The sequence below is a fragment of the Halobacteriovorax sp. CON-3 genome (assembly GCF_043196995.1).
Lineage (GTDB): Bacteria > Bdellovibrionota > Bacteriovoracia > Bacteriovoracales > Bacteriovoracaceae > Halobacteriovorax_A.
The window spans coordinates 297964-324014 of the sequence record NZ_JBEBNA010000001.1 but is presented as its reverse complement, the minus strand read 5'-3'; the positions used below and the strand labels follow the sequence as shown (position 1 = coordinate 324014).

Below are 26051 nucleotides of genomic sequence, written 5' to 3'. Positions count from 1 at the left end.
CTCTTAGAGTGTGTTTAGAATTGGAATATTCTCTAGCTGAATATTTGGCGGTGACATTTGTCTTAGTTGCGCAGGAGTAAGTCTTGGAACTCCACGGCCAGGACCTGTTGAGTCTTCTGAAGCACAATTATCACCATCACACTTACCTACAACGTACTCGGCCTTACCGTCACTTAATCCAGAAATACTAATTCCAGAGTCTGAAAAGCTACCAGTCTCAACTAATTTAAATTCACCATCAGCAACCTTACACTCAACAGAGACAATGTAATCATAATCATATGAAGATAGCTCATACTCTTTTGCACTTTCAAGAGATGAGTTAAGAGTGCTTACCTTTTCTTTACGGTTTCCATCTTCATCTTCTTCAAAGTATGTCTTTTTAATCTTACAGGCCTTTACCTTTTCTTTTACGAAAGTGACAGTAATGGCCGGTTTTGAACCATTGAAGTCAATGGCCAGATCAGCTTCTGTTTCATCACCCGGCACATCAGTATTTCCAGGATCAGGATTTACTGTCGGTAGAGGCTCAACAACATCAGGATCATGGACGACAACTTCTTCAGTTCCAATTTCATCCACAACAGTATTAACCACTTCAGTTATGGCAGCTGAGGCATTTGATGTGTGAACCACAGCTTGTGTAGCACCAGGATTTCTTAAGATGGCAGGTGTTGTCGATCCAGTCTCATTCGAAGTAAGACGAGGTCCACTTAACTTAGGAGCATTTACCTGATTTGTAATATTAGTATACTCACCTTCAATTGTAATTCCATCATTAACAGCTGTCTTAGTATCACTAGCTGTCTTTGCATCACTTGCTTTCTTATTAGCGGCCTTAATAAGCTCTACCTTATCATCAGTTCTGGCAATTGTATGGGCCAGTTGTCTGGCTTTATCAACAATACGTTGTCCTGTTGCCTTTATAAGACTTCCTGGATTTGATGGAACAGGAAGATTAGCTTGAGTAGGAGCAGGTAGTCCAACGGCCTTCTCACCAGCAATTGCACCTTGTGGTGTCCCATGCGGTGCACGCGCTGGTCTCGTAATAAGAGCATTTGAATTAGTTGATGCAATTTGCGGTGTCGTAGGCTTACCTGAACTTACGGCCTGTCTTAGGACTTCACGACGAGCAGTTGAGGCAGCACTTGAGCCACTAATTAATTTATCAACGATAGAAGGATCTCTTGAGGTAACAAGATCAAGAATCCCCTGTGCTCTTTGCTCACCACCTTTAGCAACATCCTTACGATAGGCCAATGCAAGTAAGTCCATATCACTTAAGCGCTCTCCGCGAGTAATCTTACTTTCAATATTTTGGTAAGTCGTGGCCTTTTGAAGGTCACTTAAACCAGAAAAATCATAGATTCTATCCTTAACATCATCAAGACTACGAACAGCTCCATTCATTTGCGGAAGCTGAGTTTCTTTAAAAACAAAGTGTCTCTCTGCTCTCATGGCCTGGCCTTGAGCAGTCTTAGCATCAGAAAGAATTTTAATATTATCAATATCAATACCAAACTTAAGGACAACACCTTTATCAGTTACTGTTCCTAGTCCTGAATCAATGATGGCCTGATAATTATCAGAACCTTTATTGATAATTAGGCCACTTCCATCCTCAAGTAGTTTTCCTTCTTTTAATGTTTCCATACGCTTTCCTAAACGCGTATAGAAAACAACATTTGGGTTAGCGGCTTCATCAAATCCATTAATATAGCTTCTCACCTCTGGAATAACCTTATCAGATAAGAATCTTGCATTAGTTAATTTACCACCAGATTGGTTTTCCAGTCTTCTTAGCATCGCTGGAACTTGTGACTGATCATCAACAACAGCAACGGCCTTACTCGTCGTCGTTGGTGCCGGAAGTCCAAGAACCTTAGGTGGAGGTAGTGCTATAACAGATTGAGGCTTTGGTGCGTTCAGCGATGTTCTAGTATTTAAGATTCCAATTGGTGAAGGAGATGCATTTGTCGTTGTTGTCGCGACCTGTGTACCTTTAGCTGTTTTAGCGACAGCTGCACCAGTCGTCGAACCTGCACTTCGGCCAGCTCTTGTTGCGCTCAGGGCCTCAGCACCATATCTTGCAACAGCTACACTATCGGTTGCAACACTAACAAGTGATAAACCAACGGCAATCTGACCACTAAGTTTTTGAGACTCGGCAGCTGCAATGGCCTCAATACTTTCTTCAGTTGAAGAAAGTCCAAGTGAGTGCTTCGAATCAGTTGTATCAAGCTGCTTATTAGCATCATTAATTTCTCTTACACCTACGGCGGCCTCACCAACAATTAATGCTGAACTTGCTGAAGCAAGTGCAATTCCCACCGGGCTTCCGATTCCTGTCATAACAAGGGCACCAGATAAGGCCATACCTGCTCCGGCCATCGTAACATTTGCAAGCTTCCATGTTTCATCGTTTGAATATATATCGCGCATTTGGCCACATAAGAATGATGCCTGCATATCCTGAAGCCCAGGAATAACTCGATTATTTTTAAAAGCTTGTGCAATAAGATAAGGCCTATATTTAAGAAGATCTTTTAGGTCATCATCCATATCGTCAATATCTTTTGAAGAAGAAGGAATCTTGTCTTCTAGATCTTCTAAATCCTCAAGCATATTCTCACTTACTGTCTTTTCAAGATCTTCAAAATCACTTGTCGAAATTGCACTTGCTGGCTTACTTGTCCCAAATAAAGGAGTTTTCTCCGCACAGTCTTTTGCAAAGTCATTTGATGGTGCATGAAATTTTGAACGGAATTCATTTGTTGCGTAATACTTTCTAAAATCAGGATTCTCATTCGAAAAATTCATCATATTAGAAATATAGCTATTCTGTTCACTTGCTATAAAATCTTTATAATCTTTAGAGCGTCTTACAACCGTGCAATATGGAATCTCACCCATATAGTAGTTACCGGCCTGTGAAGATGTCACACATGGAAATTTATTTCTAATTTTATCACATTGATTATTAATGCCATCAAGGAGTTCGTTAACCTTAGTTCTTAACTCTCCTTTATTTGTCTTTTTAATCTTACCTTCAGCAATTGCCTTCTTAAATTCTTCCTTTGCACTATTAAGAATGCTTAAGAATGGTTCTTGACCAAAGTCTTGTGTTTCCTTAAGAATGTCATCGATTGCGCGATCAAGATTGGCCTCACTCACACCGTTAGACTTTAGCTTATGAAGAATATAATTCTTCATTGAAAGCTCGCTACCGATTTTTAGCCCATCATCTAAAAGAGACTTAATTGATGAATGTCTCTTAATACGATCAAAATCCTTTGAAAGAGTGTCAAGTTCAGAACTACTTACACTTTGAACAACTTGGTCATTACTACAAGCTACTTGAACAAGAGTGTCACCGATATTACGTGAACTCATAAAGAATGTTCCAAGCATATTATCTTCAGCTTCTGCACGGTAGTCTTTTTCACAACGTGAAAGAATTCCGACCCCCTTTGAAAGCCCTAGACTTACACCTTTTTCAACACCTTCTTGATTTTCCTTTGCCTTAGCTACTGAATCCTTAATCTTAGCAATTCTTTCTTTTTGTGCGATACATGCTGCATCGGCAACATTATGACGACAAAACTCTTCTACTTCAGAAGCTAATTTATCAAAGGCCTGCATCTTCTTATCATCTGATAAGAGATCCTTAACAATTTGCGGTGTCGTGTATTCACTTGCTGAGTTCTTACATGCACTCGTTCCAAAATTAGAGCTATTACTTCCCTTTTGGCGTGCATTCACACATGCACCTCGTCCATCTTGACCAGGGCCAAATAGTAAAGGATTACATCTCACTTTAAGGATTCGATTACCAAAGAAACTTTTTTCACATGAGATCTTTCTTGGGATCTGACACTTTCCACTAACTAAAGTTGACTTATGTCCAGCAAGAAAGCAGTCACTTGAGGCCGCATAGGCTTCTTCAATTAAGAATTGAAAAGTATAGCGGTTCTTATACTTACGAGCATTTTCAATATTTTCGTGAAAGTCGACAATTGAATTATGATAGTACTGTAGAGTAAGAAGATTCTTATACTCAGGTTTAACTAAATCAAGAGTATAAACTCTTTGACTCGATTTCGCATTCACAGTTGTCGATAGAACTACTGCTAGAACAAGAAAAGCTGAATATAAAAGTCGACTTATTTTTACCATCGCTACCTTATCGTCTGGCCACCTAGAATTACTTAATTATTATTTAAATTTTGATTAATTCAAACAACTTACAGGTTTTAATGTATAATTAGGAGGTTATCTGTCAAAATTCGAATATTTAGTGACTTATAAAAGAGGCACTGTGGAGTTGATCATGTCTAATTGGAACCTAGAAAAGAAAATTATCAATATCGATGAAACAAATCACGGCAAGTACCAGCTTAATATCTATGACTTAGTTCCTGATAAAATTGATGAGAATGCTCCGACAATTTATATCCAAGCAAATGTTCACGGCGCAGAACTGCAAGGAAATATGGCCATTTTTAAGCTTCTAAACTTATTAGAAGATGAACATATCAACGCAAGAATTAGAATGATTCCAAATGCAAACCCTTATGCAACCTCAGTCAAAATGGGAACCTATACTTACGGGCGCTTTAACCCTATTACCGGAGACAATTGGAATCGCATGTACCTAAACTTCTTTGATCAAAAAGAAGGACAAGGCCTAATTAGTGAAGAAGAAATTAAGGCGTGTGAAGATAAAAAAGCTTACAAAGAACTATTAAAAGCAAAGATTACTGAATATAGAAACTTTCACAAGGCCTATGGTATTGATGAAAATAAGAATCTCTTTATAACCCTGCAAGAGCTAGCAAGTGATGCCGATATTGTCTTAGACCTTCATACTGCTGGTGTTGGCTGTCGCTATATCTATGGCCCAGATTTCTTAGAAGAGAAAATGGCACAGCTAAACTTTCCATTCCACTTAGTCATTCCACCAGAGTTTGGTGGTGCAATGGATGAAGCAAGTTTCTATCCGTGGGTAAAGTTTCATGAAGTTCATAAGAGTGAGAATTCTTTTGAGGCCTACACTCTTGAATTAGGAAGTGAAGAAGTCATCGACTCAAAGGCCGGCCAAACAGATGCCATCAATATCTTTAATTACCTTGTTAAAAGAGGTGTCATCGATGCAGACGAGATCAACACAAAGAAGAACACACAGTATTTTTGTGAATTGAAAAACTATAAGGGATTCTTTTCTCCAAGTGCAGGCTTTATTGAGTACCACAAGGCCCCTGGAGAGAAATTTAAAAAAGGTGAAAAGATCATGAGTGTTTATCATTTCGATAAACTTGAAAGCCTAGAGCAAGTGATCTCCCCTATCATAGCACCTTGTGATGGAATTGTGATTAATCATGCCCCAAGTTCAAATGTGAAAAGGGGCATGAATGTATTAGAAGCTTTTACGCAATTTACGTCAAAGTAATCTTATAGGCCTGACTGAAGCGCACGAATACGCTTATCAAGGCTTGGGTGAGAACTAAAAAGTTCAGCAAAAGATGGCCCACTAGAGATCTTAAATGCAGTAAGATTAGGATCTGAGTTATCAACCATTTTTGTACTTTGTTGTAATTTTTGAAGGGCCGCAATCATCTTGTCACGCCCTGCAAGTTTCGCACTTCCAGCGTCTGCTCGATATTCACGAAAGCGTGAAAACCACATCGTAATAGGCATTGCAAGTAGGCCAAAAATAATATCTAAGACAAACACAAGTGCCATATGAGCAAAAGGCCCAAGTCCTGGTCCTTCCTCGTCATCTGAACGAAGCGCATTTGAGATAACCATCGCTCCAATACGAGATAGGATCATAACAAAAGCGTTAACGACACCTTGAACGAGTGCCATCGTTACCATATCACCATTAGCAATGTGAGCAACTTCGTGACCGATTACACCCTCGGCCTCATCACGACTCATCGTATGAAGTAGTCCCGCTGAGACGGCAACCATCGAGTTATTACGGCTAGGGCCAGTAGCAAAGGCATTGACTTCATTTGAGTTATAAATATAAACATCAGGGTTTTTGATTCCACTAGCACGAGCATATTGGTGAACCGATTGAGCAACCCATCCATAATTTGGATCGTTTGGAGAAATCTCTGTCATACGATAGGCCATTTTCGCCATAAATTTAGATAGGGCCAAAGAAATAAATGATCCACCAAGTCCCCAAACAGCACAGATGATGATAAGGGAATTGTAATTCATTCCCGCTTCCGTCATATAGCCACGGATTCCAAGTAGATTAAGCACAATACCGATCGTTGCAACAACCAAGATATTTGTAAGTAAAAATAAACCAATTCTTAGCATTTTAGATTAACTCCTAAAAAATAATATTCCCAATATGATAGAGATTAATTCTAAATTTGGTCAATAAGATGAATTATTGTTTACAAAAAATTAACAATTCTTCTCAGGATTTAAGAAAGTTTAAAGAATTTTAATAAATAACCGAGTATTTAATAAGAAACTGTTAACGATTTTCATTTAAAAAGAGCAAAATGATCAACAATAAGCACATTACAAAGAAAGAGATTTTATGGAATGCGATCATTTTTGCAGCAGTTATCTTTACGGCCATTGAGGCCCCTTTCTCTTTTATTTTTCAAACGAAGATTCAAGGATGGCAACTAATTTGCGACTTTATTGTCTCTTCACTCTTTGTTAGTGACCTCTTTCTAAGAATCCGAAAAAAGAGAGCACAAAATATGAGCTTTACTTCAAAGGCCCATAAGAATAAGTGGTATGCCTTAATTGGTATCGACCTCATTGCATCTGTACCGTACGACATTCTAAGTTATGCGCTAGGATTCCATGCCTTCACATACTTTAGATTATTTCGTCTTGTAAGAATTGCTCGTCTCTTTGAAATGGTTTCAAATCTTGCCTTTGTGCCTAAGATGATTAAGTTCACAGCTGTTCTGACCCTCTTTATGGTTGCCGTTCACTGGATTAGTCTTTGCTGGATTATGATCACACCTATTGATCAATCACTGATTCAAGATCGTGCCACTCACTATATTACGGCCATGTACTGGACAGTAACTACACTTACGACAATTGGTTATGGTGATATTACCCCGACAACAAATGAAGGCCGCCTCTTTACGATGGTCATCATGATCTTAGGGGTTGGTGTTTACGGTTTCGTTATTGGTACAGTTAACAAGATGGTACAAGATGGCGAGCGCTATAAGCAGCAAAATAGAGAGAAGATGCATGATCTCGTAAGCTTTATGAAGCACTATAATGTTCCAGAGCGTCTGCAGCAGAATGTTTATAGTTACTATAATCACCTCGTGACAAAGAGGCTTACAGAAAATGATAATAAGATCATTAATGAACTGCCTCAGGCCCTGCAGGGAGAGCTGACAGTTTATATGAATATTAAGCTCATCAGAAACCTTCCAATCTTTAAGACGCTTACATCAAGTTGTCTAAAAGAAGTAGCTGGTGCCCTTGAGCAAAAATATTACGGGCCAGGACAAACCATTATTAATATTGGTGAAACAGGTCATGAAATGTATCTTATTGGTCACGGTAGTGTTGAAGTTATCCTCAGTGATGGAAATGTTGTAGCAACCCTTCATGAAGGACAATTCTTCGGTGAAAATGCCCTTCTACACGATACTAAGCGAAACGCAAATGTCCGCGCCCTTGGTTATTGTGAACTTTATAAGCTTGATAAAGAGCAATTCGATGAGATCTCATCGCGACATAATGACCTTCTGGTAAGTATCACAAGTCTTACAACTCGTCGCTCCACAGATCGCTCAGAGCGTCACAGCCCAAGCGTGAAACGAGTTCAGCAAAAGCTTAAGGAACAGGAAAAAAACGAGCCAGAAGCGGCATAAACTCGGCCCTAGAACGCTTGTTGCCTTTTAATCACCCTCATTCTTTGTTAACATATCCTAATATTTTGGAGGAAACACAATGATGTTAGATAGTACAATTGCAAAGGAAGTTATCGACTACGCACTTCTTCGCGGCGCTGACTTTGCAGAAATTTTTGTCGATCGCCAAACGTTTGAATCAATCAGCATTAAAAGTTCTAATGTTGAAAATATTGAAAACGGAATTAACTTCGGAATTGGTATCCGTCTTTTTTATGGAACAAAAGTTCTCTATGGTTATACAAACTCAACAAAGAAAGAAGAATTACTCGATATTGTTTCTTCTTTGAGTGCAAAAGACCTAAGAGATCCGATTGTAACTGCAACGAATTTTAATTATGAAAAGCCGCTACAAAATCACTTTGTGCAAACAGGGCTAAAGAATAATATCTCTCTCGATCAGAAAATCCCTCTACTTCTAGAAATTGATCGCCTAACTCGTGGGACAACAGATAAGATCACACAAGTTCCAATTGGCACAAGTCAACGTTTTCAAGAGATTGAGATTTTCAACTCTGAGGGCCTACACGTAACTGATGAAAGAAATTATGTTCGTCTAAGAGCAAGCTGTATTGCGAGTGATGGTACGATTCAAGATAGTGCAGGATATTCTCCAGGAGCGATGCTTGGTTGGGAATTTATTCAAGGCCAAGACCCTAAGTATATCTCTGAAAAGCTTGCAAAAGAAGTTTTAACAAAGCTTAAGGCCAAGCCTTGTCCGGCCGGTAAAATGCCTGTTGTTATTGATAATGGTTTTGGTGGAGTTATCTTCCACGAAGCTTGTGGTCACCTTCTTGAGACAACTTCTGTTGCTAAGAAAGCTTCAGTTTTCTGGGACAAGATGGATCAAATGATTGCTTCAAGCGCTGTTAGTGCCGTTGATGATGGAACAAACCAAAACTACTGGGGTTCAATCAATATCGATGATGAAGGGATGAAGTCGCAAAAAACCCAACTTATTAAAGACGGAAAGCTAACGAGCTTTATGGTTGATAAACTAGGTTCAATGAAGACTGGTTATGAAAGAACAGGTTCTGCCCGTCGTGAATCTTACAAGTACGCCCCGACATCTCGTATGAGAAATACATATATTGAGGCCGGAAAAGATAAATTTGAAGAGATGATCGCTTCAATTGACCACGGTATTTACTGTGCGCAAATGGGTGGTGGTTCAGTAAGTCCAGGAACTGGTGAGTTTAACTTTTCAGTTATCGAAGGCTATGAAATTAAAGATGGAAAGATTGGTGATGCAGTAAAAGGTGCAACTCTAATTGGAACAGGCCCAGAAACACTTAAGCAAATTTCAATGGTTTCAGATAATCTTGATTTTGCGGCCGGTGTCTGTGGTTCAGTATCAGGTGGCGTTAACACAACTGTAGGACAACCTGCCCTAAAAGTAGATGAAATTCTTGTGGGTGGAGGTAAGTAATGAGTAAGACAAAAACACAATTACAAAAAGATTATATTAACCGTACCCTTGATATGGCCAAGGACATGGGAATTGATAATGTTGATGTTATCATTTCTGGTTCTGAATCATTTTCACTTAAGGCCGAACAAGGTGAATTAAGTGAATACAAGAAGTCTAATACTGGTGCACTAGGTGTACGTGTCATTAAGGATCAGAGAGTCGGCCTAAGTTTCACAGAAGACTTAAGTGATGAAGCGATTCGCACGACACTTTACAATGCTTCTCAAAACTCAAAATTTTCTAAGGTTGATGAGTACCAAACGATTCAAGAAGGTATCACTCTTGATGATGCTAACCCTGCGGCAAATATCGAACATGCTCCAGATGCAAATGAAATGATTGAAAAATCACTTTATCTTGAATCTGAAGTTAGACGTCGTGACGAAAACTGCCAAAGTGCTCCTTATAATGGAATTGCTGAAGGTGTTTCAAATTTTGCCATTGGTAACTCAAGAGGCGTTCTTTGTACGCACCAGTCAAAGGCATATACTGCATACACATCTGCTCTTGTTAAAAAAGGCGATAAAAATGCTATGCACTACTTCGCTGATACTAAAAGAGATTTTAGAGAGCTTGATTACGATAAGGTTATTAATACTTCATTAGAAGTTGCCAATAATTTCATCGATGCTTCCCAGATTAAAACTGGTGACTACGATGTAAATTTTGAAATCGATTTATTTGATAATATCCTATCAAGCTTTATGCTTCTCTTTAGTGCACGTGCGGCCATTGATAAGTCAAATCCGTGGCGTGATAAATTAGGAGAAATGGTTGCAGACTCTCGCCTAACATTTAAGGATGATCCTTTCTTTGCTGGCGGCTATAGTGTTTGTCCATTTGACGGCGAAGGTAAGAAAAAGCAGGTTAACACTCTTTTAGAAAATGGTAAGCTTGCACAATTTCTACACAACAGCGCCACGGCAAAAGAGCTAGGGCTTGAAAATAATTTCTGCGCAACTCGTGGAGCAAAATCTGCACTAGGTGCAACGACTTCAAATTTCATTATTGAGGCCGGTACAAATACGCAAGACGAATTCAATTCTCGTCGTTATGTGGAAATTCTAACAGCTCAAGGACTTCATAGTGGGATTAGGCCAATTAGTGGTGAATTCTCACTAGGTGTTAGTGGACGTGTTTGGAATAATGGTGAAATTGAAGGTTATTTTAAAGATGTAACAGTAAGTGGAAACTTCTTTAAAATGCTAAGTGAAATTGAGTTAATTGGAGATAAAATTGAATCTTCAAGTGATCACTCACTCTTTACACCAAAGATTCTCTTTAAAGACCTAATGATTGCTGGTTCATAAGGTGCCATCATAAGGTGCCATGCACTTTTGGTTTCGCAACTGCTAAATCAAAAGTGCTGCACCTCTTTTTTTTACTCTTATTCCATTTATTAAATGCGTGATAATGTCGAAGCTTCCACATTATTTAGCAAGTGCGAAACCAAAAGTGCATGGCACCCTACTTAAGCATTTTAGGAAAAGCTGTTTGCTGATAGCGCTGAGAGATGAGCTCAAATAAAGTCACTCCATCACGTTCCCATTCCTTATCTTGTTTCTGGAAGAGATTTTGTCTTGCACGCTTATCTTTAATATTTGAAATATAATTCTTAAGTTGACCTGCAGTCATCTTCTGATCCCCAAGCATAACCATGGCACCATCATCCATATCAAATAGTCCATCAGTATCTTCTAGGTTATCAAAAGATATCGCTGGGATTGCACCATCAGCACCTAGGCCATCGCCACCGGCACCACCATTAAGTCCATCACCGCCAACTCCATCACCAATACCATTTCCACCGCGCCCTCTTTTAGAGCTTGCAGAAAGAGCATCAGGGTTAATCTCACCTTGTGAGTGGCCTTCACCAGAAAGACTTCCGTCCCCATTTTGCCCACCATTGGCCATACGATTTCTAATACGAGAAGCGGCCGAGCTTCCAAGAGTTGAGTTTAGGAAAGAGTCCGTAAGTGATGAAAGGTTTGCACTATGCTCAGCGCTTCTGTTATCGGCAATACGTTGAAGGGAAGCAAATTCGCCACTCTTTCCACGTTTTGCAAGAGTATCTTTCATAAGCTGTGTGTCCGTGCGTCTTTTCGCATTACGGTCTAGCTGCTTTCTAATTCCTTTACTTAGACGTGAAATAGCAGAGTTCGTTGAAATTCCCCCTGTTTTTAACTTTCCACTCACTGTTGAATTAAGGGTCTTCTTCCCATTTAAGGCATCTTGGAAATTGGCCCCAGCAGTACTGAAACCACTTAACCAATTTGTAAACTGACCAAAGCCATTACTTAGTTGAACATCTGGTATCCCACGGTGAGTCTGCTTGCGCTCGACATTTGTGGAAGTATTAATCCCATCATTTACAGTGTGATAGAAATTATGCATTTTTAGCGCATAGGCGGCCGTTCCAGATAAGTTTGCTAGAGTTTGCCCCATGAAATTATTAAGCTTAGCAATTAGCATTTCAAAATAAGGGATAAGCCCTGGTGTAATATAGTAGTCTAAACGACTCACTTTTGGCGCATAGAAATGGTAACGATAAGCATATTGGGCAAACTCGTCGGCCATTCTTTTTCTATCTTCAGTTTCCTTCTCGTCACCATTATCTTCTGAGACAAGAGTCGATAAGAAGTATCCTCTAGCATGGTCACGGTAAAAATTTGTGATTCGATCATTGAATACATAGTAATTATGAATATCGTGTTTTCCAGCATTAAATGGAATCTTCGTACGAGAAGAGTAATTCGTTGAATATAGACTCGACATATCTGGTAGGAAAGGATCAAGAAGCTTTAGAGCAACACTTCCCTCTTTCTTAGCATATGTATTTCGCGTACAAACACCGGCCGCCAATTCCTTATTACAGACGTCATTATTCTGGGAGTGGAAGCTCATACATTTAATTTTGTATTTTCGCCCAACAGGTACACGAGCAATCTTCCAAGTCGAGCTTGTCCTTGGCCCACAAATATTTTCTGGCCCTCTTTCAGGGTCCAGGTCGACGTCGTAGTCACTACCAAAGAGAATTCCTCCAGTTGTAATATTGACGAGATTTCCAATAAGGCTATTCTTATGAAGTCCAAAGAATTTCATTAACTTCATAATCCAACAAACTGGATACAGACACTTCTTACCAAGTGTGTACCTCTTTCCATTGTATTTAATATAATTCCAATTATATTCCTTAAGCCACTGGACAGTATATTCAAAAAGGGCCGTACCAGCGCTGATATTTTGTAGAGTAGCATCTTCAATGGCCTTAATCTTCATAAGTGCCATATCACGTAGAAAGAGCGTAAAGTCCATACCATGGCCCTTTGCCGTCTCTTTTCTTGCATCAGTAAATTTAACTTTTCCATCTTGAACAAACTCGCCGTAACGAGATGATTTTGTACACTCTCCGCTTCCGATACAGGCAGTAACTTGATCGAGAGTTTGAACAAAGTAGTCTTGTTCACGATCTTTTAATGAATAACCATCATTTTTAACAACTGCATTTCCTAGAGAATTTTCCTCAATTGCAGAATCGCCACCAAGGGCCTCAACACCTTGCTTTTCTTTATCTGTAATTGTCTTCATATAGTCTTTATCTGAAACTTTTTTACAATTACCGCCAGTTTCATCACAGACTTCTTTTTCATTATTAAGAACATAAGTGTCATACTTACCAAGGCCGTTACAATTTGCGATATAATTTGCCTCGACGTCCGGTTGTAGCCAATCTTCAGGACTCATTGGCCCCACTGTATCAACACAACGACACATCATCTCAAGAGACCTCTTCTTTAGAACTGAATAGAGTTTAAATTGTGAGTGCTTATACTTAATGGCCTCAAAGCGTACAACGTCACGAATATTGTAGCGTCCAGCACCTGACTTAGGATCGTGTCCATCAAATCCCTCAAGGAATTTGTCATCGTCTTTCATATAGTAATTTACGATACTATTGCGATCCTTAGGAGTAAGCTTTCCGTTGTAGAAAAGGTGTAGAAAGATCTTCTTTTCGTTTCTTGGAAGGTCTTCTATATAATTAGTAATTTCTTTTAGTGCTTCCTCACCTACAGAGTAATCAAATTCATCCCATAGCGGTCTTCCACGGCCAACAATAGAAGGATCGAAGCGAGAGAAGTTAAAGCCACGCATTGAGTTTGTTTGGACGTTCCAATTATAAGGCTGATTATCTGTTCCAGTATAAGAACCACTTGCCGCTTTATATGTATTATATTGCGACTTGATGTGAAAGAAGTCACCTTCATCCTTTCCACCTGTTGTATAGTCCATTGCATACATCATCATCATAACTTCGAAGTAGTCATTTGATTGTGCCGATAGAAAGTCACCAAATAGGTTTACGCGACAAGACTTCATATCAGAGATATAAACATCTTCAAATAAAGGAGAAGCGTCTTGGTGTCCATTATAAAGAGTATAGTCAGGGTCTGTTGTTTCTTTCCCTGTCATCATTGAAATATAATTGGCCTCAACAACACCATCATTAATTGTAATTTTAGCATTATCCACACATTGCTTAACTAATCTCATACGAGTGCTGTGATCAGTGCCTAAGGCAGAACCTTTATTGGCACATGAAGTAATAGCATTTCGATAAGGGGCCGCAAATTTATCAAAAGCATCACTTGAATGCTGTGGGTGTTTTGGGTTGGCCTGCGTTTCTTTCTTAAAATTATCAATTAGTTTTGTGGCCTCATTCATTTTACTACCAACAGCTTGTTGGTGAGTATACTCGGTAGAGATACCTGCATAAACTTCTTCCAGACATGCTTTTCGTGGGTAGCGAGTTGAAGCGTCACGATCATGATCTCTTTCAGGCTTTGAAAGACAAGAGTTAACCTGACTATCTAGACTTGACATATACGTGGCCGTTTTACTTGAGGATACTTGATTATTTGATAAGAGCGCCTCAAGCTTTGACTTAAGAGTTGAAACCTTTGACTGAATTTCAGATGAGTCACCTGCGCGTGTAAAAGCATGTGCACTTGGAATGATAAATTCAAGCAGTGATGAAAAAGTTGGAAGAATTGGGGCACAAACACCATTAGAGTTTTTAAAAAGTGACTCACAACACTCTCCACCTTTATCAGGTCTCTGTCCCATACCAAAACAGCTTGAACACTTATAATTTGCACGACAAATTTTTCTTCTTTTATCACAAGAGTTTGAACAACATTCGCTATCCTTTGAACAAGAATCCTTTTCAATACTACAAGTGTTGATATTAGTTAGGCGTCTCATTTTCTTACAAGAGCCAGCTTCACACATATCAGTTTCTGGAGAACATGCTTGATTAGCTTTTTTTGCAACTAAGCATTTCTCATAATAATTCTTATCTTTTGAATATAGTGGCAGTCCACAGATCAGTCCTTTATGGCATTGGTTTGTTGCTGAGTAACAGGCCTGTCCCCTTTTTAAATATTTCTTATCAGAATATAGGAGTTGGGCCATCATTTGTGGCCTAGAGTTAACTGAAGTCTTATTGAGTTTATTTATAATTACTTTTACATACTCATCGCTTGAGGCCTCAAGATTTTTCTTGATATAGGCATCAACGGCCTTGGCATCTACTTTTGATGATTTCCCAACAACCGCTTCAAGATTCTTGGCCTCTGATTTAATGAACGCATCAGTTTCATTTGCAGCATAAGAGTGCATATTGAACAGAGTGGTAAAAGTGATTAATATTATGAGACGAAACATATTTCCCTCTTAATTTTCTTAAGATTAAATTTATATATATTTTATCGGAAGAATGAGTAAATTACTCAAGCAGAATATAAATATTTAATTTTAGGTTGAATAAATGAGAAATCAATCACTTATGTGTGCCAACTTAATGCCACACATAAGTGTAATATTAGATACTTATCGTACTAGTGATTTATTAGGCCTTAGCGATTGCTTCATCGATCATGGCCTTGCGAGTTGCCGCATCTCTCCAGCGCTCCTGAGCATCAGGTGCTAATTTATGAATAGGATCAAAGTAAGTGAATAACTTATCTGGCTTCACATATGGAGCTCGCCAAACAGAGATTCCATTTTCTTGATCATAGTATTCGTAAGAAGCTACGTGGCGCTTACCACCACCGCCAGGAAGGTCACATACAAATGTAGGTGTGTTAAATCCTGCAGTCGTTCCACGAACGGCCTTTTCAAGCTCCTCTCCTTCAGCAAGTGTCGTTCTAAAGTGTTCACAGCCTGGAACCATATCGTGCATATAAACATAGTAAGGTTGAATATTCATATACCCAAGCTTACGAGTTAGAAGAACCATTGTATCGACGTGGTTATTTACACCTTCTTGTAGTACCGCTTGGTTACGAACAAGAATTCCTTCACTGAAAAGACGATCCATGGCCATTTGTGACCATTTCGTAATTTCAAGTGGTGAAGAAAAGTGAGTATGAATCATCATCTGCTTTCCAAAACCTTTGGCAAGATTATTAACTTTAATAAGGGCATCCATCCACGCATCATCTGTAAGAATCTTTTGTGGAAAGATTGCAATCCCTTTTGTCGCGTAACGGATACGACGAATATGAGGGATCTTTAAAAGGTTTTCACCAATATATTGAATCTGCTTAGGGTTAAGCATGAATGCATCCCCACCAGAGATAACAACATCTTCAACTTTTGGGTGAGCTGCAAGGTAAGCAAAAACATTATCCCAATGCTTTTGATTTGCACCATAAGATTCTTTTTCAACTGTTTCAGTTGAACCACCAATAACACGAGAGCGTGTACAGTAAGCACAGTAAACTGGACAAATTGTTAGTGGAAGAAAAAGAACTTTATCAGGATAGCGGTGAGTAAGCATTGGCACAGGTGAATCAACATCTTCACTAAGAGAGTCGGCCATATGCATAGGGTGATCTTCTAAGAACTGAGAGCCAATTGGTAAGAATTGCTTACGTAGTGGACAGTTAACAGGATCATCCCAATTAATTAGTGCAAAAACATATGGAGTGATTCTGATATTCATTGGAGTAATATGTTGACCTTGTTGTAGGTCTTCAAAGAACTCTTTTGAGATTTTATCACCAAGAACTTTTTTAACTTGGTCAATTTTTCGAATGGAATTCTTCAGTTGCCATAGGTGATCTGAGAACTCACCTCTTGTTACATTTGCCCATGCTGGGATCTGTTTCCAAAAGTCATCATTTCTAAAATTTCTGTGCTCAAGATCTGGTATCTTCATGTGATCTTGAGAGTGATCAGTTGATAGATCAGTCGTCGTCATAAAATAATCCTTGAATGTAATTTTACATATTATATCCCAAAATATTCCTTTTTAGGAAACGCTAAACGTGTCATTATTAAGATATGGAAAAACCTAATTTAGATTATACCTCAGATGTTTTAGATAATGTCACTCGACATATTTCATGCGAGAACGTCAAATCTTTTCTCTTCGCACAAGGATATTACCACGGCAAGGACCGTTTGATGCAAATGGAGATGTTGCGTCTTATCGCTCAAGGACGCCTGTGTGAGTGCATAAAGGACAGTGAAGAGACTTTCGCCATTGATAAATATATGCGTGAGCTGGGAATTAACCACTTTGCAAAAGAAGAAATTCAAAATATCGATGAAGAGACAAATACGTTATTAACACACTACGTAGATGGAATTAATAAGGCCATCGGTGAAGGCCACCCATTTGAATTTAAGATTCTAGGTCACAGGCCTAGCGAGTGGCGTATCAGTGATACGATTCTAACAATTAAGGCCATGAGCTTTCTAGGACTCGCTCAAGGGCAGCAGGACCTAGAAAAGCTAATTATTCAGTTGCTACAGAATGCTCAAAAACTAAATGACAAAGTTGATCAAGACACTCAAGTAGAGCGTATTAAATCACTTGCAAAGGGTGCACTTGATACGATAACAGATAGTGAAATTAATCTTATCAGCAAGGTCAAAGTTTATAATCCTCTAATTCCTGAAAGCTATAAATTTTTAAAAAATATCCCAAAGATTCAGGCCTCAAATAATTGGGTGTCAAATATGAAGGGAGAGGCCATTCACGCCTGCGATCCACACTTAGAGTGTAATCGCCTACCGGCCATTTGGTATGAAATGAAGGCCAATATCAAAAATGTTGGAAATTTCTTTGGTATCTCGATGCCAGGTGTTCCGGGCTTTGTTATGGGTAGAAGTGATGACACAGCTTTCTCATTCACCTATGGTTTCATGGATATGGTGGACCACTTTATTGAAGAAGTCCGTGATAATAAGTATCGCTTTGAATCGAATCTCTTTGATTTCAAAGTAAGACGAGACCTCATCAAAAGAAAGAAGAAAGAAGATGTCGAACTCTATATTCGAGAAACTCATGCAGGTTTTCTTGAAGTCGATAGTGAAAATAAAAATATCGTCGATGGCCACTACCTATCGATGGCATGGTCATGTCGAAAAAGAGGTGGTGCAAAGACTCTAAAGGCCATCATGGACCTTCTGTATGCTAAGAATGTCGATGATCTTTTCGGTTGTGTTTCAAACGTTGCCATCAGCTGTAATTGGCTCCTGTCGGACTCAAGTGGAAATATCGCCTACCACCAATCAGGGGTTCTACCAAAGAGGGCCCACTCAGGCCTATACCCTGTTGAAGGTTTCTTTAAACAAAATATTTGGCAAGGCTATTACGAAGGTCACCAACTCTATCATTTCAAAAATCCTGATATCAAAATTATTGCAACGGCCAATAACCGTATTCAAAATGAGCAGTTCCCAACAGCAATCAATGCACCAATGGCATCATATCGTAAGGATAGGATTGAGGAGCTTTTAATTGGTAACAAAGACCACAGTGTTGAGATGTTTAAAACGATGCAATCAGATACCTTCTCAAGACAAGCTGATCTCTATATAAATGTCTTTCATAGTGTTTTTGAAAAGAATGAAATTGGAAAACGACTTCTAGCGTGGAAGAGAAATTATGATGTCGATAATTGTGATGCCACAATCTTTGAAAATTTCTATCGTACCTTACTAAAGGACTTCTTTAGTGATCACTTACTCGGTGAGCAAGTGACGACATATTGTATGGATGAAACCTCAATCATTGCTGACTTCTACGGTCTATTTGATCGAATCTTTCTAACGAGTGATATTGACCATATCTGGTTTAAAGATAGCAAGGAAAAAGAACAGTATATTGAAGCTGCCCTAAATAAGTGCCTTGCAGATGCCCCAAAGAATATGCGCTGGGGAGATAAGAATCGTTATAAAATGAAGCATATTCTTTTTGATGGTAAACTCCCACTATTTCTAGGTTTTGATATTGATAATGTCGAAATCCCAGGCAATCGCTCGACAATCACTCAAGGAGCAGTCTACGAGGCCCACGGAAGAACAACATCATTTGTCCCTTCGTGGAAGATGGTGACAAATCACTCATCTCCAGATGTCTATACCGTATTACCTGGAGGACTTAGTGACCGCAGGTTTTCAAAGAACTACAAAAGTGATGTAAGTAACTGGATTAATAACCGTTATCGCCACAATGTCATCACTAATGGTAAGTGACTAACCTATTGATACTAGGCCTGTAAGCTTTACAGGCCAGGCCCTCCTGTCCCAATAAATTTGCTATAAAGAGAGGATGAAAACTCTATTTGTATCAATTCTAATTGCCACGTCTTTGCCTTTATCTATCATGGCCAAGGAGTATCAAAGCTCAGACTTTCAAAGGTCTGCAGCCTCATTTGATAAACAATTACAAGATGCCCTTATGAATTTTGTTTTCGCAACTAAAGACATATCTTATCAAACAACATTTACTCCACGCTATATTGTTCGTTATCACGAAAGAGTAGAGCTAATAAATGAGTTCGAAAAACTTGATTACCTTCTTCACTCACATGATGAGGCACTGGAGAAGATAACTTATCATATAAGAAAGAAGAATAATGCCAAGGCCCTAGAGTTAATACGAATTCGTACGGCCAAATATAAAGCAATGCTATCTCTCATGAATTATATGATGATGTCTGGGGAGAATTTTATTTCTGTCTTCTCTGATGACTTTGAAGACATTGATTATTATTCAAAACACTTTGAAAAAGACTTTAAAGAAACAAAGCGCCAATTAAACGATTCAAATCGTTCTCATAATCAAGGTGGCCGTGATCATATGGACCCTCCGTATAATCGCTATAACCTGCGCTTTATTAAGGCCCCGACAATTACAGATTTTTATAATCTTGACAGTGAAATTACTAAGCTTGCAGGAAGTGATAAGGCCCTAAAGGCACTTGTGGAAGATATTAAAGATGATATTGATGAATCACGCCAAGAGCTAACGTCTTTCAAAAGCTTATTAAAAGAAACAAGTTGGAATGCTGGCCGCTACAATATTCTCTATAATATCAAAGAATTTATACTAAAAAGTTTTAGCTATGTTGCCCTTCCAATTAAGCATGCTATCAAAGTAGATGAACTCAAGAAGGTATCTGAAAGAGAGTTTGAGCCTGGAGATATTGGTGCGATCCAACGTTATGGAAAGTTATCTAATCTTGTCTTCAAAGGTAATTGGACCCATGGCCTTATGTTTATTGGCAAGTATTCAAAGTTTAATAATTACTTCAAAGATGACGTTGAAACAAACGAAGTCTTTGCAAAACGTTGCGCTGTCGAACTGATGAAGTGTCATGACTATATGTCATATCTAAAAGAAAAATATCCTGAGTCAATGGATGAATACGAAAAGAGTGAAAAAGAGGGTAGACCTTACGTAACACTTGAAGGGCTAAAGCCAGGTGTTGTCTTTATGGAGCTTGGCCCATCAATGGCATGGGATAATCTTGTTATTCTACGCCCTAACCTCTCAAAGAAAGACAAGGCACTTGCCCTAGAGCGTACTTTTAAAAGTATTGGTAAAAAGTATGATTACTCATTTAATGGTAACTCATACTCACGATTTGTGTGTACAGAGCTAATCCAATACTCATATGAAACGAATCCAAATGAAGATAAGAACGGAATCGACTGGGATGTTAATCTTGTTATGGGAAAACCTGCAATGTATGGATTTGATCTTGTCCAAACCTTTATCAACCAAGAAGAAGATCCGCAACGTGAGAAACAATTAAGTCTTGTGGTTTATATGAAAGGACTTAATAAGAAAGAGTTAAATGAAAAAAATAAAAGGCCAGAATTTGGCACGGCCAAAAGAGGATCAATTCAAGAATTAAAAGATACATTATAAAAAAAGAAGGCCGCTAAATTAGCGGCCTTTTTATTGATTACTTTGAGATAACAAAGTTTGAAGGTAGTGGAAGTACAGATCCTTTAATATAGATAGGTCTCTTAGATCCCTTCTCTAAACGAGGAGATTCCATATCAAGTACCTCACTCTTAGCAGCAGCAATTGCATGATCAACAGAAGCTGAAAGAGATAGAATCGCAGCTCTATGGGCACGCTCAGAGTTAACAACACCAGATGTCTTTACCTTTCCAGCTAGGAACGATTTCACATCAACAGTTTCCATAATAATTCTCTTAACTTCAAATGGAGTTAGTTCAGGGTTAATATCAAATACCTTACCAGCAACACCAGCTACATACGGAGCAGCTTGTGAAGTACCAGAAACTTTAATGTACTTATTGCCTGGAGCACTTGAAAGAATCCCTACACCTGGAGCAGCAACGTCAACCATCTTTTCACCGTAGTTAGAGAATGGAGCTAATTGATCATAGTCAATTGTTGCAGCAACTGAGATTTCGTTATTACCTTGGATATTTGTTGGCGATGTTGGAAAAATATCATTATTTAGGCCATCATTACCTGCAGCAAATACGAAAAGAGTATTTGGAGCTGCCTCAAGCATCGATTGAGAGTTCTTAACAAGAGCACTTAGAAAGTACTTTGCATACATATCAACTGTTTCAGGATTTGGTTCTTTCTTCGAAAAAGTTTTCATAACTGTTTCAACAATCATCTTCGCTTGTGGATAACCAGTACCAAATGATCCGTTAGCAACACGTGCTCCATGGTCAGCAACATAGTAAGCAATTTCATTAAATGTCGAAGTTTGTGCCTTTGCTAATTGATCAATCCCCGCCTTAATTAGTTTTTCAACAAAACCACCTAAGAAAGAATTAATGGCAACTTTTTGTCCAGGAAGCTTAACTTCTGTTGGGATAAGTTTAACAGCAAGAATTTTTGCATCGTCAGACTTTTGCGCTGAAATACCAGCAACGTGAGTTCCGTGCATAAAGTTTCCGTAGACAGTCATTCTTTTAATGAAGTCTTGGTCTTGAATAATTTCTCTCATCCAAGTTAATTCTTCTTGTGTAACCGTTCCACGCATCGACTTTTCTTGTAGCTCAAAGAACTTAACCATATCGTCATTTAATGTACCAAGATACTTATAGTCGATAACTTGATTATTGCTTTCAGCAAAGTTCCATCCATAAACATCATCTTGGTAACCATTGCGATCTTCATCACGGTCATTTCCAGGAATCTCTAGTTGATTGATCCATGCTTTAGGAGCAATTTGCTCGTGCATCATATCAGTACCAGAATCAATAATTGCGATTGTTGCAGCACTTGTTGCACTTGATAGAAGTGCCACTGCTAATATATTTGCTAATATTTTCAAAATTTCCTCCAATGAAATATATTTGAATTTAATTTAAGACTATTATCTATTTTAAAATTTAGATTGCATATGTAAAATGAAGTTAGCTTACAACGTCTTACATAGAACGAATAGAAGAAAACACTGACTTACAGCAGAGGAAAACATGCGTCATTTAACAATTTTCGCCACAGATGTCATAAAAGGTCCCCTATTTGAAGATCTTAAAAAAGAAGGCCACCAAGTCACAGTTTGGGATCGCACGCAAAATGGCACAATTTCAGAAGCTGATATTGTAAGTGGCGCAAAAGATTGTGATGTTCTTATCTCGATGCTTAGTAATAAATTGAGTGCAAAAACTTTAACGCAACTTCCGAAGTTAAAATTAATTTCTCAATACGCTGTCGGCTTCAATAATATTGATATTAACTTCTGTCATGAAAATGGCATTAGTGTAACAAACACACCAAATGTTCTAACCAATGCCACAGCAGAGTTGGCCATGGCCCTTATGCTCTGTAGTGCAAGAAAAATTGAAGCAGCAAGACAAAATGTCATCGATAAAAAATGGGAAACTTGGGAGCCAGCAGGCTTCATTGGTAAGTCACTATTTAACATAAAACACGGAGTAATTGGCGCAGGAAGGATTGGAACTCAATTTGCAAAAATGTGTAAAGGTGCCTTTAATCAAAAAATCATCTACACTGGGCCAAATAAAAAAGCAGAAATCGAAGAGACGTGTGAAGCAAAGTACGTCAACTTACAAACGCTTCTCAAAGAAAGCGATATCATTTCAATTCACTGTCCATATAGCGAAGCGACCCATCAACTTATCAATCAAGACGCTTTTAATTTGATGAAAGAAGATATTCTATTAGTTAACACGGCCAGAGGTGAAATCATTGATGAAGAGGCCATGTATCATTTCTTTAAATCGAATAAACAAGCAAGTGCGGGGCTCGATGTCGTTTGCAATGAGCCCTTAAGTGATAACTCTCCCCTACGTGAACTCGATAATATCTTTATCTTACCGCATATTGGTTCGGCCAATGATGTTGCTCGTTCTGATATGGCCCAGCTCATTTTTGATAATATTCAAAACTATGCAAATGGCAAAGATTTAAGAACAAGTGTTTAAGAATTTTATATAAGGTTTACCTAAATTAAGCTGAAGATTTTTTGATATATTTATACATTATATTCATGAATATAAAGGAGTTATTCATGAAAAAAATATTAATAATCGACGACGATCAAGAAATCAGAGACCTTCTAAGGGCCTTATTAGAAAGCAATTACAATATCGTTGAAGCGAGTAATCAGGATGAGGCCATCGCAACGGCCTGGCAAGAAAAACCAGATCTTATTCTCTTAGATATTCTTTTACAAAATGAATCCGGCTTTGAAATTTGCTCGCAATTAAAAATGAATGATGAGCTTAAAGATACACCAATTGTTTTCATTTCATCAAAGAATAATGTTAATACTAGAGTTACTGGTTACCAACTAGGTGGAATAAATTTTATTAGCAAACCATTTGAACCTTCAGAAGTGAAAAGTATTATTAGCACAACACTTAAATCTGTTAACAATGAGAATGCTCTTGAGGTGATCAATTACCGGGATATTGCATTAAATATCCCATCACAAGAAGTAAAGATTCGTGGAGAAAGAATTCATTTCACTTCTTCTGAATTTAAAATCATTCATCTTCTTTTGAAGAATGAACAAAGTGTTCTTGCACGAGAAAAGATACTTAATCATATCGCACCTGATAATCACAAGGTTAACGATCGTATGATAGACACTTATATTAGCTCCATTAGAAAGAAGATTAAGAATTCTAATTTCATTATTAGGAGCGTCTACGGTGAAGGCTATAAAATTCAAGAGGTATCACTGTAAGTCGCATCGACTTACAGGCTCCTCAAATAACATCTTACTTAATTGAAATTAAGTAAAATTTAGACGACTTGTCCCTATGCAAGTACTTAAGTCAACTATACTGTCATTATGAAAAAGCATATCATGGTTATTGACGACTGCTACGAAACTGCCAAGCTCCTTGCCACTAGCCTCGAGAATACATTTAATTCACATGTTCGCTTTCATACAAATCCTTTTAAGGCCATTGAAGATATACAAACAATTAAGCTTAATCGTGGAGAAAAGCTCTATATTATTTGTGACTATATGATGCCACAAATGGATGGTATCGAGCTCTACGACGAGATCTCACTACTTGATAAGGAAATGAGTTTTATACTAATAACAAATGAAAATGATAGCCAAGTTATCGAAGAGGCCGCACGTAAAGGAATCGATCTTTTTATTTTAAAACAACAAGGATTTGATGTCGTTATTAATCAAATTAATAAAATTATTAATGATGAAAATAGACTAGGCCGTGACATCATTGAGGTCTTTGAGGTGAGTGATATTGTCCAGGGGTATCGGGTCATTGAAAAGGATCATAAACACTTAAAGCTTTTAACAAAGGAAGAAATTCCAAAGAATGCCATCATAAAACTAGAAGGGCACTCTTCTCGTGCCCAAATCTATAAAGTCGATAGTTGTAAAATCGTTGAAAATAATATCGAAGTTGAATGCAGCCCCGTTAAGGCCTCATAAGTCTCACTCTGTGGCCAATGACAATCGCAATAATTAAGAAAAGGCCTGCAAGCATATTGCCGCCACTTCCATTATTAACATCTTCAATTGTCCCACAAGCTCCTCCACTACTTTTACCACTACTATAGCTGTCATTAAGAGCGGCCGTACCACCAACTAAGACAGGATCACTATAGCGAAAATTAGCATTTGCAGTTGTTGAGAAGGCCAGAGATACTGCTTCATAGGCATCAACAGCACCCTTAGCACAAGAGCTGCGATCACAATAGAAACTCACTGCTGTTTTTGTGATGATATCTCTAACTTGATCTGGATAGAGAGAAGGATTTGCTTGAAAGATCATGGCAGCAGTTGCTGAAATAAATCCTGCGGCCATCGATGTTCCATTCATACGAGAAAAGACTGCTGTCCCCTGTGTTGACTGTCCACTATTAACTGTCGATAGAATACTATCTCCAGGTGCGGCGATATCGACAATTCGTCCATAATTTGAATACGATGAACGAGCACGAGTTGTACCAACGGCACCAACTCTTAGAACACCTCGACAATTAGATGGTGTGTAGAATGAGGCATCAGCGTTTGAGTTTCCAGTTGCCACAACAACCACAACACCCTTAGAGCGAGCAAAGTCAATTGACTCTTGCATATAGCGACTACAGCTTCCTCGTGCGCCAAGTGACATATTAACAACACGAGCAGGATTTGGATTTGCAGGAACACCTGAAACACTTCCTCCAGCGGCCCATCTTAGAGCATCTGCAATATCTGAAGTTAGCCCACCACATGCTCCAAGAACTCGCACAGGTACTAGATTAATATTCTTAGCAGCTCCGACAACACCGTAGCTATTATTGGCACGAGCTCCAATAATTCCGGCCACGTGAGTTCCGTGCCAAGTTGAAGGACTTGTACCAGAGTTACAAGCTGTCGAAGGAGAGCCATAATCCCCTTCGTCATTTGGGTTACTGTCACGCCCGCCACCATCTCTTGAATTATCAGGATCAGAGATAAAGTCATAACCCCCAACCACATTTGAATTGAGATCAAAGTGATCTGTAATTCCAGTATCAATGACTGCGACATTAACTCTTGCATCACTTTCAGAAGTTGCATACTCGCGAGCATGATAGAAAGTATTGTCCAGATAATTAGAGAAATGCCACTGACTCGGATAGTAAGTGTCGTTGTACTCTCCACCATTAGCAAAGAGTCTTAAGTCTTCTTCGACGTATTCAACATCGTCGCTAAGAGCGTAAGAAGTAAATTGTGAGCTTGGATTAATTTTTGATTTTTCGACACTGCCGTCTTTGTATTTGATGATGAAGTTGGCCGAAATATTGGCCGCACAGAAGGCGGCCAAAGCAAGTACTAAAAGTCGCATACTCAATCCTTGAGTTCTTTTATCTTGTTTATAAAGAT

At 38.6% G+C, this 26051-nt stretch carries 15 protein-coding genes; 9 read left to right on the top strand and 6 right to left on the bottom strand.

Annotation, left to right across the window (positions count from 1 at the left end; all coding sequences use genetic code 11):
- Positions 1-3: 3 nt before the first annotated feature.
- Positions 4-4176, bottom strand: a complete 4173-nt coding sequence (locus ABMA72_RS01445; RefSeq protein WP_393055611.1) for a hypothetical protein — start codon at positions 4174-4176, stop codon at positions 4-6.
- A 154-nt stretch (positions 4177-4330) separates the two neighbouring features.
- Here ABMA72_RS01445 and ABMA72_RS01440 point away from each other — a divergent pair, with 154 nt between their 5' ends.
- The gene (locus tag ABMA72_RS01440; RefSeq protein WP_393055608.1) at positions 4331-5449 is read left to right on the top strand and encodes a succinylglutamate desuccinylase/aspartoacylase family protein; all 1119 of its coding nucleotides are present in this window, start codon (positions 4331-4333) and stop codon (positions 5447-5449) included.
- 2 nt (positions 5450-5451) lie between these two features.
- On the opposite strand, the gene htpX is transcribed toward ABMA72_RS01440, so the two are convergent.
- Positions 5452-6336 (bottom strand): protease HtpX, encoded by an 885-nt coding sequence (gene htpX / locus ABMA72_RS01435; protein ID WP_392860658.1) that lies wholly within the window; start codon positions 6334-6336, stop codon positions 5452-5454.
- Between the two features lie 191 nt (positions 6337-6527).
- Between htpX and ABMA72_RS01430 the strand changes: the two genes are divergently transcribed.
- From ABMA72_RS01430 to ABMA72_RS01420, 3 genes are all read left to right on the top strand, one after another.
- On the top strand, positions 6528-7880 hold the full coding sequence (locus ABMA72_RS01430; protein WP_392860657.1) for a cyclic nucleotide-binding domain-containing protein: 1353 nt from the start codon (positions 6528-6530) through the stop codon (positions 7878-7880).
- An 82-nt stretch (positions 7881-7962) separates the two neighbouring features.
- A complete protein-coding gene (locus ABMA72_RS01425) occupies positions 7963-9348 on the top strand; it encodes a TldD/PmbA family protein (RefSeq protein WP_392861020.1) in 1386 nt (461 codons plus the stop codon).
- A complete protein-coding gene (locus tag ABMA72_RS01420; RefSeq protein WP_392860655.1) occupies positions 9348-10700 on the top strand; it encodes a TldD/PmbA family protein in 1353 nt (450 codons plus the stop codon). The genes ABMA72_RS01425 and ABMA72_RS01420 overlap by 1 nt, the downstream gene beginning before the upstream one ends.
- A gap of 157 nt (positions 10701-10857) precedes the next feature.
- On the opposite strand, the gene ABMA72_RS01415 is transcribed toward ABMA72_RS01420, so the two are convergent.
- Both ABMA72_RS01415 and ABMA72_RS01410 read right to left on the bottom strand, forming a co-directional pair.
- Positions 10858-15114: a hypothetical protein gene (locus tag ABMA72_RS01415; protein ID WP_393055605.1), complete on the bottom strand. Its 4257-nt coding sequence runs from the start codon at positions 15112-15114 to the stop codon at positions 10858-10860.
- Between the two features lie 184 nt (positions 15115-15298).
- On the bottom strand, positions 15299-16654 hold the full coding sequence (locus ABMA72_RS01410) for a KamA family radical SAM protein (protein WP_392860652.1): 1356 nt from the start codon (positions 16652-16654) through the stop codon (positions 15299-15301).
- Positions 16655-16737: 83 nt separating this feature from the next.
- On the opposite strand from ABMA72_RS01410, the gene ABMA72_RS01405 reads away from it, so the two are divergent.
- Both ABMA72_RS01405 and ABMA72_RS01400 read left to right on the top strand, forming a co-directional pair.
- Positions 16738-18939 carry a penicillin acylase family protein gene (locus ABMA72_RS01405; RefSeq protein ID WP_393055602.1) on the top strand — a complete coding sequence of 734 codons (2202 nt, stop codon included), beginning with the start codon at positions 16738-16740 and terminating at the stop codon, positions 18937-18939.
- Between the two features lie 76 nt (positions 18940-19015).
- On the top strand, positions 19016-20620 hold the full coding sequence (locus ABMA72_RS01400) for a hypothetical protein (RefSeq protein WP_393055599.1): 1605 nt from the start codon (positions 19016-19018) through the stop codon (positions 20618-20620).
- A 37-nt stretch (positions 20621-20657) separates the two neighbouring features.
- On the opposite strand, the gene ABMA72_RS01395 is transcribed toward ABMA72_RS01400, so the two are convergent.
- The gene (locus ABMA72_RS01395) at positions 20658-22019 is read right to left on the bottom strand and encodes a S8 family serine peptidase (protein ID WP_392860647.1); all 1362 of its coding nucleotides are present in this window, start codon (positions 22017-22019) and stop codon (positions 20658-20660) included.
- Between the two features lie 145 nt (positions 22020-22164).
- Here ABMA72_RS01395 and ABMA72_RS01390 point away from each other — a divergent pair, with 145 nt between their 5' ends.
- From ABMA72_RS01390 to ABMA72_RS01380, 3 genes are all read left to right on the top strand, one after another.
- A complete protein-coding gene (locus tag ABMA72_RS01390) occupies positions 22165-23136 on the top strand; it encodes a 2-hydroxyacid dehydrogenase (RefSeq protein ID WP_393055596.1) in 972 nt (323 codons plus the stop codon).
- Positions 23137-23222: 86 nt separating this feature from the next.
- Positions 23223-23903, top strand: a complete 681-nt coding sequence (locus ABMA72_RS01385) for a response regulator transcription factor (protein ID WP_392860644.1) — start codon at positions 23223-23225, stop codon at positions 23901-23903.
- A gap of 108 nt (positions 23904-24011) precedes the next feature.
- Complete coding sequence (locus ABMA72_RS01380) at positions 24012-24629, top strand: response regulator (RefSeq protein WP_392860642.1); 618 nt, start codon at positions 24012-24014, stop codon at positions 24627-24629.
- Here ABMA72_RS01380 and ABMA72_RS01375 read toward each other — a convergent pair.
- Positions 24616-26013 carry a S8 family peptidase gene (locus ABMA72_RS01375; RefSeq protein ID WP_392860641.1) on the bottom strand — a complete coding sequence of 466 codons (1398 nt, stop codon included), beginning with the start codon at positions 26011-26013 and terminating at the stop codon, positions 24616-24618. The genes ABMA72_RS01380 and ABMA72_RS01375 overlap by 14 nt on opposite strands.
- Between the last annotated feature and the right edge of the window lie 38 nt (positions 26014-26051).

Excerpts from the sequence above, each read along its gene's own strand:
- ABMA72_RS01445 (WP_393055611.1), bottom strand. The coding sequence starts at position 4,176 with ATGGTAAAAATAAGTCGACTTTTATATTCAGCTTTTCTTGTTCTAGCA.
- ABMA72_RS01440 (WP_393055608.1), top strand. The coding sequence starts at position 4,331 with ATGTCTAATTGGAACCTAGAAAAGAAAATTATCAATATCGATGAAACA.
- htpX (WP_392860658.1), bottom strand. The coding sequence starts at position 6,336 with ATGCTAAGAATTGGTTTATTTTTACTTACAAATATCTTGGTTGTTGCA.
- ABMA72_RS01430 (WP_392860657.1), top strand. The coding sequence starts at position 6,528 with ATGATCAACAATAAGCACATTACAAAGAAAGAGATTTTATGGAATGCG.
- ABMA72_RS01425 (WP_392861020.1), top strand. The coding sequence starts at position 7,963 with ATGTTAGATAGTACAATTGCAAAGGAAGTTATCGACTACGCACTTCTT.
- ABMA72_RS01420 (WP_392860655.1), top strand. The coding sequence starts at position 9,348 with ATGAGTAAGACAAAAACACAATTACAAAAAGATTATATTAACCGTACC.
- ABMA72_RS01415 (WP_393055605.1), bottom strand. The coding sequence starts at position 15,114 with ATGTTTCGTCTCATAATATTAATCACTTTTACCACTCTGTTCAATATG.
- ABMA72_RS01410 (WP_392860652.1), bottom strand. The coding sequence starts at position 16,654 with ATGACGACGACTGATCTATCAACTGATCACTCTCAAGATCACATGAAG.
- ABMA72_RS01405 (WP_393055602.1), top strand. The coding sequence starts at position 16,738 with ATGGAAAAACCTAATTTAGATTATACCTCAGATGTTTTAGATAATGTC.
- ABMA72_RS01400 (WP_393055599.1), top strand. The coding sequence starts at position 19,016 with ATGAAAACTCTATTTGTATCAATTCTAATTGCCACGTCTTTGCCTTTA.
- ABMA72_RS01390 (WP_393055596.1), top strand. The coding sequence starts at position 22,165 with ATGCGTCATTTAACAATTTTCGCCACAGATGTCATAAAAGGTCCCCTA.
- ABMA72_RS01385 (WP_392860644.1), top strand. The coding sequence starts at position 23,223 with ATGAAAAAAATATTAATAATCGACGACGATCAAGAAATCAGAGACCTT.
- ABMA72_RS01380 (WP_392860642.1), top strand. The coding sequence starts at position 24,012 with ATGAAAAAGCATATCATGGTTATTGACGACTGCTACGAAACTGCCAAG.
- ABMA72_RS01375 (WP_392860641.1), bottom strand. The coding sequence starts at position 26,013 with ATGCGACTTTTAGTACTTGCTTTGGCCGCCTTCTGTGCGGCCAATATT.